This window comes from Solobacterium moorei, from assembly GCF_036323475.1.
Classification (GTDB): Bacteria; Bacillota_I; Bacilli_A; order Erysipelotrichales; family Erysipelotrichaceae; genus Bulleidia; species Bulleidia moorei.
The window spans coordinates 1,212,214-1,231,615 of sequence record NZ_AP028934.1 but is presented as its reverse complement, the minus strand read 5'-3'; the positions used below and the strand labels follow the sequence as shown (position 1 = coordinate 1,231,615).

The window sequence follows — 19,402 nt, the reverse complement described above, 5'->3', positions numbered from 1 at the left end:
TATCCCTACATAGAAGATACCATATTACCATTAAAAAGAGTCATTATAGATTAAAAAATCATCTGATAATGACTACATTAGTTCGTTATCTGTTGCCTTTGCTTATCGTGTTGCGTTTACTTTGAAACTTAAGCTTTCTCTCAAAGACACCAAACGTTTTACAGCCATTCCATTTATACAAAATAATCGCTATAATATTTGCCATACACAGGTGCCCTTATGACAACTTTTAAAGAGATATACAAAAGAATTTACGCTTCCTGGTTAGGAAAAAATATCGGTATACGCCTAGGTGCTCCAATTGAATCATGGACTGGAACAAAAGTGCGTAAATGTTATCAACCAATTACAGATTATCTTACAGATTATTCACAATTTGCAGCTGACGATGATGCAAATGGTCCATTGTTTTTTGCAGATGTAATGAAGCATCATTCCATTGATGATGTGAAAGTACAAGATATGGCAAATAATCTTTTGAATGTAGTTCCTTATGAAAAAGGTTTTTTCTGGTGGGGAGGAAAAGGTATTTCTACAGAACATACCGCATGGTTAAACCTAATCAATCACGTAGATGCTCCCCTTTCTGGTTCTTGTAAACAAAATACAAAAGCTGTCTCCGAACAAATCGGTGGCCAAATCTTTAGTGATTGCTGGGGATATCTTGCATTAGATAAACCAGAAATCGCAACTACATTAGCAGAAAAAATGAGCAGTGTTACCCATGATCTTGATGGAATTGAGGGTGGTAAGTTTGTAGCTGTATGTATTTCTCTTGCTTGGCATCATCTCGATGCTAGAGAAATAATCACTAGTGCATTAACATATCTCAATCCTGATTCAAACTATGCACAATTAATTCGCGAAATGTTAGACTTCCATCTTCAATATCCCAATGACACTAAAAAATGCCTTGCGTATATTGAGGACAAGCATAGTTACGATAACTACGAAGGACTTTGTCATATCTTACCAAACACTGCTATTATGCTATATGGAATGTTGTATGGAAAAAATGACTTCGATTTAACAATGCAACTAATTGCAGAAGCCGGTCGCGATACAGATTGTAATTTAGGAAATGTTGGTTCTATTATTGGAATGATGGTAGGAATAGAAAACATCAATGAAAAATGGATCAAGCCAATTAATGATGTTCTATTATGTTCTTCATCAATTGGTACAAGGAATATTACAACACTTTCTAAAACTGCATATCAGTTCGCTACATTAGCTTGCAAACTTCATGACATTCCAACTACTGATGAAACAATTGCTAGACATACGACTGACTTTTCTCTTCCATATGCTACAAATGGCTTTCAGATAGAAACAAGTCGTTACCATGCATGCAACTTACGTGTACAAAATAATCAATTAAAAATATGCCTAGATGATATTCTTTCAAATCAAGAATTTAAATTATATAAGCATAGTTATTTTCGCCCACAAGATGTATATGATTGCCGATATGAACCAGAGTTTGCCGCAATCATTGAACCAGGAGATATCATTCGCTGCCATTTAGATAACCCAGAACATCTTCCTCTTGATATAGCTATCTATATCAAAGGATATTCAGGAAAAATCTATCATAGTGATTTTACGCAAGAAACAGATTTGGAATATCACCCAAACACTAATGATATTCCCTATTTAGAATACGGATTCATAATACGTAGCCAAAATCGTATTCAACGAAACTATTTTACAGTAAACAACTTTGAAATTATAAAACAACCTTCTTACCAAATTGATTTTCTATCATTAACAGTAGAAGATTGGGGATATGATATTGGTTTAAAACAACATTACGGAATCTCCGGATTACGTATCCATCGTGGTCATGCAACAATCCATGATAATCAATTCTTACTAGATGCACATAGTGAATTCAACTTCAGTGGTCCAGATGTTTCCATCCATAATATGTCCCTTTCATGGATTCCACAAGATAACATTCACCTTCACATGTGCTACCAGTGGCATGGCTGCTATGATTATCAATCAATAGAAGTTGATCATAACACTGTTTATCTTACCAGCAATTATAATCGCATAATAACACGCAAACTCATTACATGCATGCATGAAACAATTGCATCAATCGATTATGATTATAACAAGCAAGCAATCTATATTAATTCAAAAAAATTTGAGATAAGTCTTACACTGGTTCCATCCTGTGTAGCGATTCTCAACGAATCCAATCAACCTATTCAATTATTGAGTTGTAGAATCGAGGGGAAATGATGAAAAAGAAATACGTACTTATTGATTGTGATCCAGGACACGATGATGTAATGGCCGTTCTTTCTGCAATTGCTCATCCAGATATCTTTCATATTCTCGGTATTACAACAGTATGTGGTAATAACCTACTACCACTCATCACAGAGAATATGCTAAATGTTCTCCATTATATCCATAGAGAAGATATCCCTGTATGCATGGGTGCAGAAAGCCCACTTGTTTATCCACCATCTCCACAAGCTGCTCATGGATATAATGGTCTAGAAGGATTTGATTTTCCAAAGCATAATCTTAAAACAGTAAACCAAGATGTTATTTCATTTATGAAGGAAAAGATTCTTTCTTCCCCAGAACCTGTAACCATCATGGCACTAGCCCCTTTAACAAACATCGCTACTTTATTACAAACAGAGCAGACAATCATCAATCATATTGAACAGATTGTTATGATGGGCGGTTCTTGGTATAGAGGAAATGTAATACCAAATGCTGAGTTTAATATTTATGCAGACCCACATGCCGCGAAAGAAATATTCTCAGGTAACGTTCCAACTGTGATTATTCCACTAGAGTGTTGTGATGATTGTACAATCAGCGAAGAAACGGTACAAAATTGGATGTGTGATAAACGATATCTTACAAAAATGGTTGGTGGTATCATGGACTTCTTTGCAATATATGGTCGCCAGCATCAACGTACAAGACATACAATCTTTGATTTGGCAGTTGCTGAATATCTACTACAACCAGAGATATTCCAAGGTGAGCACTGTGATTGCGACGTTATCCTCTCTGGTGAAGATACAAGAGGACAAACAGTTTTTAAAACAAACCCAAATAGTAAGATATTTGTCTTAAAGCATGCGGAAACGAATCAATTTGAGCAACAAATCATTTCAGATATCAATCAACTCGCAAACGAGATAAATAGAGTAGAGTGAGAATATCTTATCCAGATATTCCTCGACCCTCTCATTGCACCGTACATACGGGTCTCGTATACGGCGCTACATTTGTATTGTTTCTACCTTTACTTAGATTGATAATATTCTAGTGGATTGATTAATCCCGGTCTGTCTTTGCTTTTCATCGATAGTACCTTTGGACTCAATAAGAATTTTATTGTGTTTCCATTTGCCTGTCGATATAGACCTAGTCTAGTATTGGCTGTACTGTAGATTCTTTCATCAGAGATATTGACCTTGAGTATCCGATTTAGACTTTGTAGGTTGGTATAGATACGTTTTGGTTTCTTCCATTGTTTTAGAATTATCACACGTATCTTGTGTCGCAACCATTCTCCAAATTCTTTTAAGAAGGTCTTCATCGAGCCAATCCTGAAGTAGTTTATCCATCCTCTCACGATTTGGTTTACTTGGGTGAATACAGTCGATAAAGGAAGTGCACTTGCCTTTTTACGGCATAGCACTTCTTTTATTTTCTTACATAGTTTTTGTTTCCTATCGTATGTAGGCATACTTTTCCATCCATCTTTGTTTTTCCAGAACGTGAAGCCAAGAAACGAACTATTGCTAGGTCTTACTACTTTTGTTTTTGTCATGTTGACCTTTAGAAATAGTTTTCTTTCTAGCCAACTTGATACAGACTTCATGACTCTGTTGGCTGACATCTCACTCTTCACGAGGATATTACAGTCATCTGCGTATCTTACGAATCTTAGCCCTCTGCTTTCCAGTTCCTTATCAAACCTATCTAGGTAGATATTGGATAATATTGGACTGAGCGGACCTCCTTGTGGAACTCCTTCTTCATTTCTGTGGATGATTCCATCTTCCATGATTCCAGCCCTCAAAAAGGACCTTACGAGATGTAGCGTTACATCATCTTTTACTTTCTCTCTAAGTATGGATATCAACTTATCATGATTCACTGTGTCAAAGTACTTTTCAATATCTAGGTCTATTACCCATTCACACCCTTCGTTTAGGTAGAAGAGTACTTCCTCCATCGCTTGGTGGGCACTTCTGTTTGGTCTGAATCCGTAACTATGCTCACTAAAGCACTCGTCATAGAGTTCACTAAACACTTGTGCCACTGCTTGTTGGATTACTCTATCCACTACAACGGGTATCCCCAATGGTCTTTTCTTTCCATTTGGTTTTGGGATATAGACTCTTTTTACTGCCCGAGGTCTGTATTTCTTTTCCCATATCGAAGTTTTGATTTCTTCTATATGTTTACTGAAGTATTCGTCAATTTCTTCCACAGACATCTTGTCAATGCCCGATGCACCTTTATTACTCTTGACTCTTTTCATCGCCTCTTGTAAGTTCTTTTGACTTAGAATCTTGTCCATTAATTCCATGGCTGCTCCTCCTTCTATTGCACAAATAATGAAATTCTCTTCTTGCCTTTTCACCATCCATAGTTACGTTCTATGGTTCTAGGTGATATCTCAATTCCAGAGTATTCATTTTCTTACATATAGTGATTTGCACTATACAAACATTAACCCCTTCAGTACTGGTGTATACCTACTATGGGCTCAGCTGACTTCTTGTGATAGACCTTTTCCGACCGATGGTACTATAGTTGTTTGAAAACGTCTAGGATTCATCGTCCACAAGACCTCACGGGGTAAGTCACATACCTTTCTCTCTTCTTTCACAAGTTCCTGATTTACTGTTTTGGTTTTACGTTTACCTTTTGGGCTTCGATTTGTAGAGCAATCTCACCCTCCATTTAGCCTTATATCAGATTTCTGTTCGTAACCTCGAAAGAATCGCTACACCACTTCCTTCACCCAAAGCCTCACGGCTTACGGCTTGTGGTTCGCTACGCTTGGCGGTAACTACCTACGACTGGACTTTCACCAGTTAGGTTTGCGACATGCCCGTCACACTCTAAAAAAATCATATACCTCATTATGAAGTACATGATTTTTTATTTAACAATAGGAAATTCAAACCAGAATGTACTACCCTCTCCAAGATTACTAATAACACCATATTTGGCATTGTGTAATTCAAGTATCTCTTTAACGATTGCTAATCCAATACCAGAACCATTTGATACACGGACATGTTCCTTATCAATCTTGTAATAACGATCCCAGATTTTAGAGATATCATCCTTTGCAATACCTTCTCCGAAGTCTTGAATTTCTACACGAACTTTATTATTCTCTAAGATTTCACGAACAATAATATGTTTCTTATCACCACTATAGTTAATAGCATTTGTCATGAAGTTATTAAACACTTGTTCAATACGTTTGATATCTGCGTTGATGATTGCTTCAGCTGATAACTCTGTATCAATCGTAAATCCTTCTTGCATATGATAAACATCATATTTTTGAAGTTGTGTATGTAATACCTTTGTTAAGTCAAAGTTTTCTTTCTCTAAATGAATCTTTTCTTCTTGCAGCTTTGATAAATCGAGCAAATCATTAACTAATGCCGTTAAGCGTTTGGATTCATCAATAATTACCTGAATATTTTCATCTGTCTTCTCTTCTGGAAGATCCTTCATCATCTCACCATAGCCAGAAATCATTGTGAGTGGTGTACGAAGGTCATGCGATACATTCGCAATTAAATCACGCTTTGCTTTATCTGCTTGCTGAATATCTTCTGCAGCAGTTAAGAGCGTGTCGTTTAACTCTTCCGCTTCATGATAATTTTGAACAGTTACACGTTCATACTTCCCTTCCGGTAAAGTTTTCGCAGATTGATTAATTAAAATCAGTGGACGCGCAATCGTACGATACATGATATATGTTAACACCAGTACTGCAACTAAGATAATTGCAGAGATATACCACATCTGCATTGACAATGTTTTCTTTGTCGTAGAAATCGGTGTGATATTACTGTAAACCATGACAATTGATTTATTACCGTCATGGTCTTTAATAATGCGAGTATAGGTAATATTGCGGAAGCGTTCACCATTGGTTGGTGTAATCAAGTTTGTATCTTGCACAACCATCGATTCACCCTTATCACTATTCTCCGCATTTGTAATCTGCGTTAAGATTTCATTCGATGACATTTTATATAAACGACAGCCTAGATTTTTACCACCTGATTCCAGATAAGTATCTTCATATGTTCCTGGAAAAACCTCCGACTCACGCAATACACGTATGCATGTTTCATTGGTTTCTTGAGCAATGTTAATGTACTCTTCAATATCGTCCGCATCATCATCCTCTTTTACGATATTGACAATCGCATTTGATACATTCTCAACTGTACGTTTTTTACTTGCTTCATACATCGGTTCCAATAATAAAGCCTGAAATATGAATACAATCGCAACAAGCACAAATGAGAATACAGAAAGATATAGACCAATCTTCCAACGTAAACTAATATTCTTTTTTTGTTTAGGCGTTAACTTTTTCAAAACGATAGCCAACTCCTCTCAACGTAATAATATACTTTGCATAGTCACCTAGATTTTTACGCAACAGTTTAATATGTGTATCTAGAGTACGGTCATCACCAAAGAAATCATAACCCCATACATTCTGTAATAGTTGTTCACGTGTTAAGGCAATACCCATATTCTTTACTAGATATACTAAAAGCTCATACTCCTTTGGTGATAACTGAATACGCTGACCTTCAATCGTTACAGTACGTGCAGAATAATCAATCACCATTCCATCAATCTGAAACTGTTCAGAAGGCACAGCCTCTACAGGATGTACTCTCTTTAAGATGGCATGAATACGCATCATCAATTCCTTCGAAGAAAATGGTTTAACAACGTAATCGTCAACACCAACATCAAAGCCATGAATACGATCATATTCTTCTCCTAAGGCGGATAAAAGAATAAATGGCAACTGTGGTTTTGTCTTCTTAATTTCTTTCACTGCAGAAAAGCCATCTAAGTGAGGCATCATAATATCCATGACAACAAGATCATAGTTATTCTTTTCGCATAGTTCTACTGCTTCCATGCCATCAGCAGCTTCAGCCGTTTCAAAACCTTCATGCTTTGCATATTTAATAATCAGTTCGCGAATCTTCGCTTCATCATCTACAATCAAAATCTTTGTCATGGAACACCCTCCTTATGAATATCTTAGTAAAACCGTGTGAACAGTACGTGAATACTTTAAATACTTTCGATGAATTCTGCTACAATATCTAACTCTGGGACGATTACTTCATCAATGCACCCCTTATCTGCAGCAGCTGGGATCTCTGGATTCATTGGAATCTGTGCAAGTAATGGTAAATGATACTTCTGCGCTACTTCGTGTGCATGTGATTTACCAAAGACATAGATCTTTTCATCACAGTTAGGGCATTGTACATAGGACATATTTTCAACTAGACCTAGCACCTTAATATTCATCATTGATGCCATGTTAATTGCCTTTTCAACAACCATAGATACTAAATCCTGTGGACTTGTAACAACGATAATTCCATCTAATGGTACTGATTGGAATAAAGTTAATGGAACATCACTTGTTCCTGGAGGCATATCTACAAACATATAGTCTACTGCTTCCCATAATACCTCTGAATAAAATTGTTGGAGAATGGAAGCCACCATTGGACCACGCCAGATAACTGGAGTTTCATCCTTATCCAGCAACATATTAGAAGAAATTAACTGCATTCCATTCTTTGTGATGGCTGGGTAGATTGTACCCTTAAAACCTTCAGCCTTTGATGTAACACCAAAAGATTTACCTTGGGATGGCCCTGTAATATCACCATCTAGTACAGCTACTCTATGATTTCTCTTTTGCATCATAGCTGCTAGTATAGATGTCACAAATGACTTACCTACACCACCCTTACCTGATACAATACCAATTACTTTCTTGACGCTTGCGCCTTCATGTAATTCAAATTTTTGAATACCTTTTTTATTAGGCATACGGAAGCCATAGTCTTCCGGTGTTTTTCCCTTTGCGTTTCTCTCACTCATTTTTAATCACCTCTTTACCCATTTTACTATAAACATTGATAATTTTTCTCTATTTTGCCTATATTCAAGATATATATGATATTATTGTTGCGTTAAAGGAGATATATCATGTCGGGATATGTAGTTGTAGGTTCCCAATGGGGCGACGAAGGAAAAGGAAAAGTCGTTGATTTATTGGGTACTAACGTCAATATGGTGGTTCGTTTCCAAGGCGGTAATAACGCAGGACATACTGTTGTCGTTAATAATAAAAAGATCATTTTACACTTATTACCATCAGGTATTTTAAACGCAGATGCCACATGCATTATTGGACCTGGTGTCGTTGTTAACCTTTCCGTATTGTTTAAAGAAATTGATACATTAGAATCACAAGGATTTACATGTGATCACTTAAAGATCAGTGACCGTGCTCACCTTCTCATGCCATATCATGTGAAGATTGATGAATTACAAGAGCTGCGTGCAGGTGCTGGTAAGATTGGTACAACAAAGAATGGTATCGGTCCATGTTATGCCGATAAATATACACGTATTGGCATCCGCGTTTGTGACTTACGTGATTGGGATGTATTCCAAGAAAAGTTAAAGGTAGTACTCGCACAAAAGAACGAAGAAATTGTTAAACTCTTTAATGCAAAACCATTTAATTACGATGAAATGGTAGCTACATTCAAGGAATATAGAGAACGTCTATTGCCAATGATTTGCGATGCTACAGACAAAATCAACAAAGCATTAGACGCAAAACAAGTTGTATTATTTGAAGGTGCACAGGCTAATATGTTGGATATCAACTATGGTACATATCCATATGTCACTTCATCATCTCCTACAGCTGCCGGTGTATGTGAAGGTGCTGGTGTATCTCCACGCAAGCTAGACCATATTATCGGTGTAACTAAGGCCTACTCCACACGTGTTGGTGAAGGACCATTTATTACAGAGTTACAGGGTGATGAAGCACATGCTCTTCGTGAAAAAGGTTCAGAGTATGGTGCTACTACCGGAAGACCACGTCGTGTAGGTTGGTTAGACTTACCAGTTGTCCGACAAGCTGTATTAATTAATGGTCTAACCGAAATGGCACTAACAAAACTAGATATCCTAACAGGATACGACAAGTTGCCAGTATGTGTAGGATATGAAATCGAAGGCAAAGAATATGATACAGTCCCTGCTTCTCTAAAAGACTATGCAAAAGCAAAACCAGTCTATAAGTACTTCGATGGATGGACAGAAGATATATCTAATGCAAGAACATTTGATGAATTACCAGTAAACTGTCAAAAGTATGTACGCTTCATTGAAGAATATACAGGCACAAAGTTCTGTCTCGTTTCCGTAGGACCAGATCGTAACGCAAATATCGTATTAAGAGATATTCTAAAATAGTCATAGAATCCATATCACGCGTTGATATGGATTTTTGCTGAAAAAGAACTTCATGCTTGTGAAGTTCTTTTTCTGTGAATATCTATTTTGTTTCATTAGCAACCTTAGCCGCTTGCTCACCAGCAATTTGACCAGATACAAATGTCCAAGACTGTGCCTGACCACCCCACGGTGAATATGCTGCACCAGATTTATTTCCAACACCTTCAGAATCTTGTCCTACCGCAAATAAATTAGTGATTGGCTTACCATCCTTAGTTAGAACATTCATATTCACATCAACATCCAATGAGCCAACAGTACCATATGAATATCCTGCGCATTCAAATAGATAATAAGTATCTTTATCACTACCTAAAGTCTTAGCTAAAACGTCTTCATCCATGTTTAGTTTTTCAGCAAGTTCTTTAGCCGTACCCTTAAATGCATTATTTGTCGCTATAGCAGCATCAATAATCTTATCCAAATCTGTAATTGGTGTATTCGCAGCAGGAACCTTACCACCTTGGTCTAAACCAAACACACTTACTTTAGACGTTGCTTCAGATAATCCTTTATTTTTGATTGCATCAATTTGTTCTTGCGTATACGCATTGTAATAATGGAATCCCGGTGCAAACACAACACCAACAGTTAGTTCCTTATTTTCTGTACCAGATTCATCAAGATTCGACAAAAGCTCACCCTTCTCATTTACTTGTTTTGCATCTTGAGTAATTGCAAGAGCAGAAAGAATCGCCTTTTGATCAGCTGTTAATGAATCATCACGAATAATATTTGGAACTTGTGAGATATGTACCATTGGCAATGTACCTAACGCATATGTAGCACCGCCAACAGATTGACCCATCTTAATACCAGTTCCGTCATTCACTGTATCGCCAATCTTATGGACTGAACTACCATATACTTCCTTCATCATTTCATCATTGCCTAAGAACCCACCTGTAGCTAAAATAACAGTTTTTCCATAGATTTCATATGTTGTACCATCATAGGAAATTGCCTTTACACCAACGACTTTTCCATCTTTATCTGTAATTAATTCCTTAGCAGATAGTTCTAGCATATAGTCATTCTTTTCATTCATCTGTTTTGCCTTATCTAACGCATGTTTAAACTGATATGTATGGTCAGGTCCAAATTTATACCATTTCTTATTATCAGCAGTATATACAGTCCATTCTTTCGTCCATTCTGGAACAACAAATGAACCTAACAATCCATTCATTCCATCAAAACTGAAATCAAAGTTATCCATATAATAATCAAGAGCATTTCCTGAGTTATATACAGCTTTCTTAATGACATCCTCCTTCTCTTCTGTACCAACATACTTAATCCAAGTATTATATACATCATCAGCATTTATATAATCTTGACCATTGTTGTACTTATCTTTTAAGTTCTTTGAATTTAGTGCCATAGGGCCATATACAGATGCAGAATTTCCACCAATTTCACCAGCAGCTTCGATACCAAATACTTTCGCACCTGATTTTGCCGCTGATGCATAGGATAAAACACCAGATCCACCAAGACCAACTACAATCACGTCGTATCCATCTAGTTTTTTTACATCCGTCTTCTTTTCAGAAGCCTTGGACCAATCACTTACATCACCACCAGCAGATTCAATTGCACGAGAAACGATGTTTTTGATAGCACCTGAAGATGTTGTGGCACCAGTAATAGAATCAATACCAACTGACTGTGCTTCTAGAATACGAGGAATTAATTTTTCTTTTGCAACATTAAACCATTGTGCTGTTTCAGAGTCATGCTCTTCTGTAATTTCAATGTCTGTAATCTTGTTATCCTTTATTGTAACAACGCCCGTCATCATACCGGATACCCCAAAGCTAGCAACAGTCTCTGTATATTGACCATCTTTTAAAGCTTTCATTTCTTTGGTTTCAGGCTTTGTTTGGGCTTGAGACAAGATATCTTTAAATGCATTTTTAACAGCATTTGATGTTTCAGTAGCTCCACTCACTCCATCAATTTCAGCAGATTGATTTTTTAGTAATTGCTTTTCTAGTTCACTAGCTGCTTTACCGCCAATTGATTCTGTTTCATTTGATGCATCAACCGTAACTTTCTTTAATTCATTTGCACTAAATTCTGTTGTTACTTTAACCCCTGGATTATGTCCTGATGCTTCAGCAGAATATGTACCTGCCTTGTACTTTGCTTCTTTGGAACTATTACAGCCAATTAAAGATGCTGTAATAGTTGCGCATAGAATACTTTTTAATATTCTATTCATTGTTTTCCCTCCCTTTATTTGATATTTTGATTATAAACATTAGAACTATTCTAAGGTCAAAATAGTTATTTTAGTTCAACTTTTCACAAAGATAGGAGAAATATGAATATACAAGAAGCTAGTATTGCTACAGGAATTTCAAAAGATATGATTCGCTTTTACGAAAAGAAAGGATTGTTACATCCGAGTAGAAACCCTGAAAATCATTATCGTGATTACAGTATGGGTGATATTCATATTCTAGTAACTATAAAGTTTTATAGTAGTCTAGGAATAACACTCACAGAAATTGGAAAAATATTAAAAAATGGTAATATACCTTTAGCAATCGAATCATTTAATACTCAATTAGAATATTTGAAAGAAGAAGCGTTTTGGGCAGAAACAAAATATCGTTTAGCATCAGATACATACCATTTACTACAAAAATATAATCATGGTATTGATTATGATATAGGCATTCACCCTACTCAATATTTTTACCCAACCTTTGATGTTCAAAAATCAAATACTTCAAAGAATCAACACAAAATTCTAGTATCTAGATTGGTATTTAGAATTCAAGAAAATAATAAAAACAAACAAAATTATCCGCAAGACACTGGACTCTTACTGAATAAACAAAACAAGAATATAAAAGGTAATTATCAAGTAATCGAAAAACATAAGTTTTATAGAATTATCAAAGAAGTTAAAACCAATGAATTAATCAGTTTAGATGAGTTACAGCAATTAGAGAATCGAATTCAAAAAGAAGGTTTTAAAACATATGGGGATATCTATATTTACTCTATATTCCATAATGTTCCCGATAATACTTCTGAAACAATATGCATTGAATTTATGATTCAGTAGTTATAAAAAAGTTAATAGAATCAACTATCGAACTCGTTATTCATTAGAAAATCTGATTTAACTTATATCTATTTACGGCTGTGACACTAAATCCTACAAAAGCCGCAAGAAGTGCTGCTACATATCCAGAAAGATTTGAAGTATCTGTGCTGTCTTTGGAGTTGAAGTGGCTGCTGGGGTTTCTTGCGTTGATGCTATGTTGGTTTCTTCTGTATAAGCCATATAACTACCAACAAGTACTAAAGAAGTTAAAATGTTAATCCTGCACGTAATTTCTTAGATCTTTGTTCATTGAATCAGTGACCTATTTTTTGATTATATCAACATATGATTTTCAACTTTCAAACCATAATGCTGATATTCTACGGTATCCAAAAACCTTTGTTAGCGTTAATGCTACTACATTAAAAATAACTTACATATTTTATAATTTGTTGTTATTTTCATAATAGAAAAAACTGCATGAAAATTCATCCATACAGCCTTCATTCTAATCTTTTTATTTTAAAGAATCCCAACACGTTTATAGATTTCATCAACGTTACGTACATGGTACATTGGGTCAAAACAATCCTCAATTTCTTCTAATGTTAAAGTATTTGTTACATCAGAATTTGCTAACATCAACTCTTTAAAATTGAGATTATTTTCCCATGCTTTGATTGCCTGTGGTTGTACCGTATCATACGCTTTTTCACGTGACCAGCCCTTTTCAATGAGCTTTAACATGAAACGTTGAGAGAAGATTACACCATTGGTTAACCAGATATTCTTCTTCATATTTTCTGGGAACACTGTTAAATCCTTAAGAATTCTTCCAAAACGATTTAACATGTAATCTAATAGCTCTGTTCCATCTGCACAGATAATACGCTCTACACCCGAGTGAGAAATATCTCTTTCATGCCATAGTGGGATATCTTCGTACGCTGCTAGCATATATCCACGCATCACTCTTGCAGCACCACAGATATTCTCTGAACCAATTGGGTTACGCTTATGTGGCATTGCACTTGAACCCTTTTGCCCTTTATTGAAATGTTCTTCCGCTTCACGAACCTCCGTTCTCTGCAAGTGACGGATTTCCGTTGCCATCTGTTCTAATGAAGAAGCGATAAGAGCTAAGATAGCGAAATAATGCGCGTGACGATCACGTTGTAATACCTGAGTCGAAATAGCAGCACTTTGAATGCCTAGCTTTTCACATACATAATCTTGTACAAATGGTGGAATATTTGCGAATGTTCCTACTGCACCAGAAATCTTACCTGCTTCAACATCCTTACATGCAAGTTCAAAGCGTTCTAAATTTCGCTTCATCTCTTCATACCATAACGCAAATACAAGACCAAAGGTTGTGATTTCTGCATGCACGCCATGCGTTCTACCCATCATAACTGTATCTTTGTACTTAAGTGCATTTGTCCTAAGAATATCCATAAATGTATGAATATCCTCTCGCAAAATACGATTAGCATTCTTAAAGCGAATACCATTTGCAGTATCTACAACATCAGTGGAAGTAACACCATAGTGAATCCACTTTTTTTCTTCGCCAAGACTTTCAGATACACATCGGGTAAATGCGACTACATCGTGTTTTGTTTCCTGTTCGATTTCTAGAATACGGTTTACATCAAACTTCGCATTCACACGAATCTTTTCTACGTCCTCAGCTGGAATTTCACCTAGCTTTGACCAGGCTTCATCGATTAGAATTTCTACATCTAACCAAGCCTGAAACTTTGCCTCTTCACTCCATACATCACGCATTACTTGTCGGGAATATCTTTCAATCATAGCTTCTCTCCTTTTTCATTAGAAACAACTGCTTGATTTATTTTTCAAGTATGTCATTAACACACTTGCGTGCACCCTCGATGTTATCAGCCACAACGAGTATGACTACTCTACCATTATCCTCTAAAATTGCATTTGATATCTTAAATACTTCGGTTGGATAATTGTTTTCAATCGTTACTTTTTGTGTATCTAGATAGGTAAGTAAGTGCTGGCGGAGTACATCAACACTTGTATCTTCATCTGCAACAAAAACAGCAATTGTATTCGAGTTTCCTTTATCTGTCGCAAGATAGGCAACCTTATCATCCGTCAAATCTTCACCCTGCATAAAGACACTATCCATGACCTTATCACTCACTTGTTCCATGGAATCTGATAGGTTTAATTTTCGTAGTAATTGGGAAGCGACTTTCCCTGCGTCTAACACTCGATTTGTATCATGTGTCACGGAAGTATTACGACGAGTTGTACAGCCTACTAGGAAGCATAGCGTTAATATAACAATAAATTTCTTCAACATGAATCTAACCCTCATCTCCATTAGGAATGGAATAGCTCCCCATTATCAGAATCTTCTGTGCCAAATTGTGGAAGCTCTGGTAATTCATCTAAACTCAATAGTTTAAAGGAATCTAAGAATTCATCTGTAACAGAATATAAAATTGGTCTTCCAGCTGCTTCACTACGGCCATCTTCTTGAATTAAACCTCTAGCCACCAGTTTACGTAACATTACATCTGCACCTACGCCACGAATTTCTTCAATTTCAACACGTGTGATTGGTTGTTTATATGCGATGATTGCCAATGTCTCTAAAGCCGCATTAGAAAGCTTAGCTTCGGTAGAGGTTTGGAATAATTTCTTGGCAGCTTCATGAATAAATGCCTTGGATAAAAAGCGATACTTCTCACCAAAACGTGCAATCTCAATACCGCGGCTTTCTTGTAAGTAATATTTCTGTAAATCATCAAAAAGTTCTGCAACATATTCCTCACTGGCATCCATGGATGCGGCAGCCTGCTCAATGGATAAGCCATCATCGCCACAAAGGAATAATAGTCCTTCTAATATTGCCAGCATGTGCTCCTTTGGATCTGGTTGTTGTTCTTCTGATGCTGAAGTTGTTTCATCAAATTCTTCATCCAATACAGCAGCGTTATCTTCTACGATTGTCTGATTTTCCATCTCACTCATTCACCATCTCTCCTCTTCTAAACCAAATAACTTCTTGTTCATCAACCGTAAAGAATAACTTGTGTTGACGCGCAAGATCTAAAACAGCTAAGAATGTCGCAATGAACATCTGGGGTTCATGCACATCGTCTAATAATGCTTCAAAGCGAAAGGTTTCAGGTAGACGGTCTAACTTTGCACGCACTTCAAGCTGACGATCTTCCATTGAAATCTCTTTGACTGTATAACGGGCTTCAATTGGTTTCGATAACTGCATGCGCATCAAGATGCGCTTCATCGCCTTCATTAGATCATACGGATTTCCTTTAACCTTCATCTCTTCATCAGAATGTTTCAGCCATTGATCAACTTCCGTACTGAGAGGTCTTCCCATCATCATTTGGCGTTCTTCAAACAAGGCATTTAGGCTTTCACTAACCTCCTTGTATTGCTGGTATTCCAACAAGCGTCGAACCAAACGTTCCTTTGGATCTTCTTCGTACTCATCTGCTAGCTCTTCTTTATTACCAGGAATCATACGCTTCGACTTGTATTCGATTAAAGTCGCAAGTTCAGCCAAATACTCGCCTGCAATTTCTAAATGCAATTGTTGCATAGAGTTTAAGTACGCAATGTATTGGTCAGTTAACTCATTCATATCTAAGTCCATCAAATCCATTTGTTTCTCTTTGATCAGATGTAACATCAGATCAAGTGGACCATCAAATTTTTCTATCGTTACCTTGAATTCTTCCATAATTTTTACCTTTTGCATTATATCAAATAATCTACTATCTAACCATATCAAACTGATGATACATATGACGGTAAACAAAAAACTACCCGAAGGTAGTTTTTATCCAACAACGATATTTACAATACGATTTGGAACGATAATAAGTTTACGAACTGTCTTGCCTTCCATCTGTGCTTGTACAGATGGTAAAGCAAGTGCCATCTCTTCCACAATCTTCTTATCTTCATCAATGTTTGCCATAAATTTACCACGAACCTTTCCGTTGACCTGTACAACCATTTCAACTTGATTCTTTACAAGTTTACTTTCATCGTAAGTTGGCCAAGCTTCAAATGTCAAAGTATTCTCATGGCCTAAGAATTGCCATAGCTCTTCGCCTAGGTGTGGCGCATAACATGCAAACATTTGTACAAAGCCTTCCATGTATGGCTTATACAGTGTATCAGCCTTATAACATTCATTGATGAAAATCATCATCTGTGAAATCGCTGTATTGAGATTCAAGCTTTCAATATCGCTTGTGACCTTCTTAACTGTCGCATGGTAAACCTCATCTAAGGAACCATCATTTATATTGCTAAGCTTATTTGACTCCACAATTAGACGATGTACACGCTCAAGCCATTTATGTGCACCATCAACACCCTGCTCACTCCATGGCTTGCTGGCTTCCAATGGTCCCATAAACATTTCATATAGACGTACAGTATCTGCACCATATTGTTCAATTAATACATTTGGGTCAATTGCAAACTCTGGATAACGCTTACCCATCTTAATGCCATTCGCACCTAGGATCATACCTTGGTGAACTAGCTTTTGGAATGGTTCTTTTGTAGTAACGATACCCTTATCATAAAGATAACGATTCCACATACGAGAGTACAATAGGTGTCCTACCGCATGTTCTGGTCCACCGACATAAAGGTCAACTGGCATCCAGTGTTTGAGTAGTTCTGGATCTGCGATTGCCTTATCATTCTTTGGATCAATATAACGTAAGAAGTACCAGCTACTACCAGCAGAACCAGGCATTGTACTTGTTTCGCGCTTACCCTTGATACCATCTACAGTCACGTTTACCCATTCTTCATCCTTAGCAAGTGGAGATTGTCCGCCCTTACTTGGCTTATAGTCATCTAATACCGGAAGTACAAGTGGTAACTCTTCATCACTAATCGCCACATAACGGTCATCTTCTAGATGAACGACAGGAATTGGTTCACCCCAATATCTTTGACGTGCAAAGATCCATTCGCGAATCTTGTAATTAATCTTCTTTTGACCAATATGATTAGATTCTAACCATTCAATCATCTTATCAATAGCTTCCTGCTTATTTAAACCATCTAGCCATTCTGAGTTAATGTGTAGACCATCCTGTGTCCAAGCTTCTACCGTCACATCGCCACCAGCTAGCACTGGAATGATTTCCAAGCCAAACTTCTTCGCAAACGCATAGTCACGTTCATCATGTGCAGGTACAGCCATAATCGCACCAGTACCATAGCTTGCTAGTACATAGTCAGAAATCCAAATTGGAATCTTCTTGCCATTGACTGGGTTAATCGCATACGCACCTGTAAATACACCTGTCTTATCTTTATTTAGTTCTGTACGCTCGAGATCAGATTTCGTCGCACATTCTTTGCGATACGCATCTACTGCTTCCTTTTGCTCGCCACTTACAATCTTTTCAACAAGTACATGTTCAGGAGCAAGCACACAGTATGTTGCACCAAACAATGTATCACAACGGGTTGTAAATACTACAAAACTATCATTATGACCATCAACCTTGAATGTTACTTGGGCACCAATAGACTTACCAATCCAGTTGCGTTGAATTTCCTTTGTAGACTCTGGCCAATCAATTGTTTCAAGACCTTCCAATAACTTCTCAGCATATGCTGGAATATCGATAACCCATTGTCGCATATTCTTACGAATGACAGGATATCCTCCACGTTCGCTCTTACCATCAATAACTTCATCATTTGAAAGTACAGTGCCCAACTCTTCACACCAGTTCACTGGCATATCAACACATTTCGCAAGACCATCTTCAAAGAGTCGTTTAAAGATCCATTGTGTCCAGTGATAGAAAGAAGGATCTGCAGTAGAAATCTCACGTTCCCAATCATAACTAAAACCAAAGGCACGTAACTGCTTTTTGAATGTCTCGATATTCTTTTCTGTAAATGTAGCTGGGTTATTACCAGTCTTAATTGCATATTGTTCTGCCGGTAAACCAAAGGCATCAAATCCCATTGGATGCAATACATTAAAGCCCTGCATACGCTTCATACGGCAGATAACATCCGTTGCTGTATATCCTTCCGGATGACCTGCATGCAAACCAGAACCAGATGGATACGGGAACATATCCAACGCATAATATTTAGGCTTTGAAAAATCATAACCATTTGTTTTAAACGTTTGATGTTTGTCCCAATACTGTTGCCACTTTGTTTCAATCTTCTTGTGATCAAATGACATAATCAATCTCCTTCTCAAAATAAAAAACGCCCCACTCTAAGGACGTTATATACGCGGTACCACCTTAGTTTATGATTGTAAATCAATCATACACCTCAAATCTTCTTTAACGCAGAAGTTACGTTTGCTCAAAAGGCGAGTTCATGTAGGTCATCATACCGTGTCACATCACCCCACGGCTTTCTGGAAATGAATCACTCACTACTATTCTTTATCACTGCATTACCAATATATTAACAATCATCACTTATTTTTTCAATGCTTAATGATGACACTCACAATGCTGCTTCGCAATATCTGGATCATACGCTAGTGTACCAGCAAGATATGCAAGTACTGCATCATCTGCTCTACCGCTAACGCCACCATAAATTTGAATACCATTGGAAGATAGTGTTTTCTGTACAGGCATACCAAATCCTCCTGCAATCACAACATTAACACCTAAATCTAACCTGACTTTAGAGTTAAACATT

General features: G+C 36.9%; 15 protein-coding genes and 1 other annotated feature. Of the genes, 4 read left to right on the top strand and 11 right to left on the bottom strand.

The window, feature by feature from the left end; genetic code table 11:
• The first annotated feature begins 219 nt into the window (after positions 1–219).
• Together RGT18_RS06185 and RGT18_RS06180 are read left to right on the top strand one after the other, a co-directional pair.
• Complete coding sequence (locus tag RGT18_RS06185; RefSeq protein WP_051241076.1) at positions 220–2,253, top strand: ADP-ribosylglycohydrolase family protein; 2,034 nt, start codon at positions 220–222, stop codon at positions 2,251–2,253.
• The gene (locus RGT18_RS06180; RefSeq protein WP_051241075.1) at positions 2,253–3,194 is read left to right on the top strand and encodes a nucleoside hydrolase; all 942 of its coding nucleotides are present in this window, start codon (positions 2,253–2,255) and stop codon (positions 3,192–3,194) included. Before RGT18_RS06185 ends, RGT18_RS06180 begins: the two co-directional genes overlap by 1 nt.
• Positions 3,195–3,283: 89 nt before the next feature.
• On the opposite strand, the gene ltrA is transcribed toward RGT18_RS06180, so the two are convergent.
• The 4 genes from ltrA to RGT18_RS06160 all read right to left on the bottom strand — a co-directional run bounded on the left by ltrA (position 3,284) and on the right by RGT18_RS06160 (position 8,175).
• Complete coding sequence (gene ltrA / locus RGT18_RS06175) at positions 3,284–4,579, bottom strand: group II intron reverse transcriptase/maturase (RefSeq protein WP_338174865.1); 1,296 nt, start codon at positions 4,577–4,579, stop codon at positions 3,284–3,286.
• 578 nt (positions 4,580–5,157) lie between these two features.
• Entirely contained in the window at positions 5,158–6,627 is a 1,470-nt protein-coding gene (locus RGT18_RS06170; RefSeq protein ID WP_028078357.1) for a sensor histidine kinase, read from the bottom strand.
• A complete protein-coding gene (locus RGT18_RS06165; protein ID WP_028078356.1) occupies positions 6,608–7,291 on the bottom strand; it encodes a response regulator transcription factor in 684 nt (227 codons plus the stop codon). Before RGT18_RS06165 ends, RGT18_RS06170 begins: the two co-directional genes overlap by 20 nt.
• A gap of 56 nt (positions 7,292–7,347) precedes the next feature.
• The gene (locus RGT18_RS06160) at positions 7,348–8,175 is read right to left on the bottom strand and encodes an Mrp/NBP35 family ATP-binding protein (RefSeq protein ID WP_028078355.1); all 828 of its coding nucleotides are present in this window, start codon (positions 8,173–8,175) and stop codon (positions 7,348–7,350) included.
• A 108-nt stretch (positions 8,176–8,283) separates the two neighbouring features.
• Between RGT18_RS06160 and RGT18_RS06155 the strand changes: the two genes are divergently transcribed.
• Positions 8,284–9,570: an adenylosuccinate synthase gene (locus tag RGT18_RS06155; protein WP_028078354.1), complete on the top strand. Its 1,287-nt coding sequence runs from the start codon at positions 8,284–8,286 to the stop codon at positions 9,568–9,570.
• An 82-nt stretch (positions 9,571–9,652) separates the two neighbouring features.
• Here the strand turns inward: RGT18_RS06155 and RGT18_RS06150 are convergent, their stop codons facing one another.
• Positions 9,653–11,839, bottom strand: a complete 2,187-nt coding sequence (locus RGT18_RS06150) for an FMN-binding protein (RefSeq protein ID WP_028078353.1) — start codon at positions 11,837–11,839, stop codon at positions 9,653–9,655.
• A 102-nt stretch (positions 11,840–11,941) separates the two neighbouring features.
• Between RGT18_RS06150 and RGT18_RS06145 the strand changes: the two genes are divergently transcribed.
• Positions 11,942–12,694: a MerR family transcriptional regulator gene (locus RGT18_RS06145; RefSeq protein WP_051241009.1), complete on the top strand. Its 753-nt coding sequence runs from the start codon at positions 11,942–11,944 to the stop codon at positions 12,692–12,694.
• Between the two features lie 504 nt (positions 12,695–13,198).
• Here the strand turns inward: RGT18_RS06145 and purB are convergent.
• From purB to RGT18_RS06115, 6 genes are all read right to left on the bottom strand, one after another.
• On the bottom strand, positions 13,199–14,494 hold the full coding sequence (purB, locus tag RGT18_RS06140; protein WP_028078352.1) for an adenylosuccinate lyase: 1,296 nt from the start codon (positions 14,492–14,494) through the stop codon (positions 13,199–13,201).
• A gap of 37 nt (positions 14,495–14,531) precedes the next feature.
• Positions 14,532–15,017 (bottom strand): DUF4358 domain-containing protein, encoded by a 486-nt coding sequence (locus tag RGT18_RS06135; protein ID WP_028078351.1) that lies wholly within the window; start codon positions 15,015–15,017, stop codon positions 14,532–14,534.
• Between the two features lie 20 nt (positions 15,018–15,037).
• On the bottom strand, positions 15,038–15,691 hold the full coding sequence (gene scpB, locus RGT18_RS06130; RefSeq protein WP_245580930.1) for an SMC-Scp complex subunit ScpB: 654 nt from the start codon (positions 15,689–15,691) through the stop codon (positions 15,038–15,040).
• Positions 15,684–16,427: a segregation and condensation protein A gene (locus tag RGT18_RS06125; protein WP_037404038.1), complete on the bottom strand. Its 744-nt coding sequence runs from the start codon at positions 16,425–16,427 to the stop codon at positions 15,684–15,686. Before RGT18_RS06125 ends, scpB begins: the two co-directional genes overlap by 8 nt.
• Positions 16,428–16,526: 99 nt before the next feature.
• Positions 16,527–18,926, bottom strand: a complete 2,400-nt coding sequence (leuS, locus tag RGT18_RS06120) for a leucine--tRNA ligase (RefSeq protein WP_028078348.1) — start codon at positions 18,924–18,926, stop codon at positions 16,527–16,529.
• A 35-nt stretch (positions 18,927–18,961) separates the two neighbouring features.
• Positions 18,962–19,153: a binding site (T-box leader), on the bottom strand.
• A 35-nt stretch (positions 19,154–19,188) separates the two neighbouring features.
• Positions 19,189–19,401, bottom strand: coding sequence for a NifB/NifX family molybdenum-iron cluster-binding protein (locus tag RGT18_RS06115; protein ID WP_338175591.1), 213 nt, complete (start codon positions 19,399–19,401; stop codon positions 19,189–19,191).
• Position 19,402: the final 1 nt, after the last annotated feature.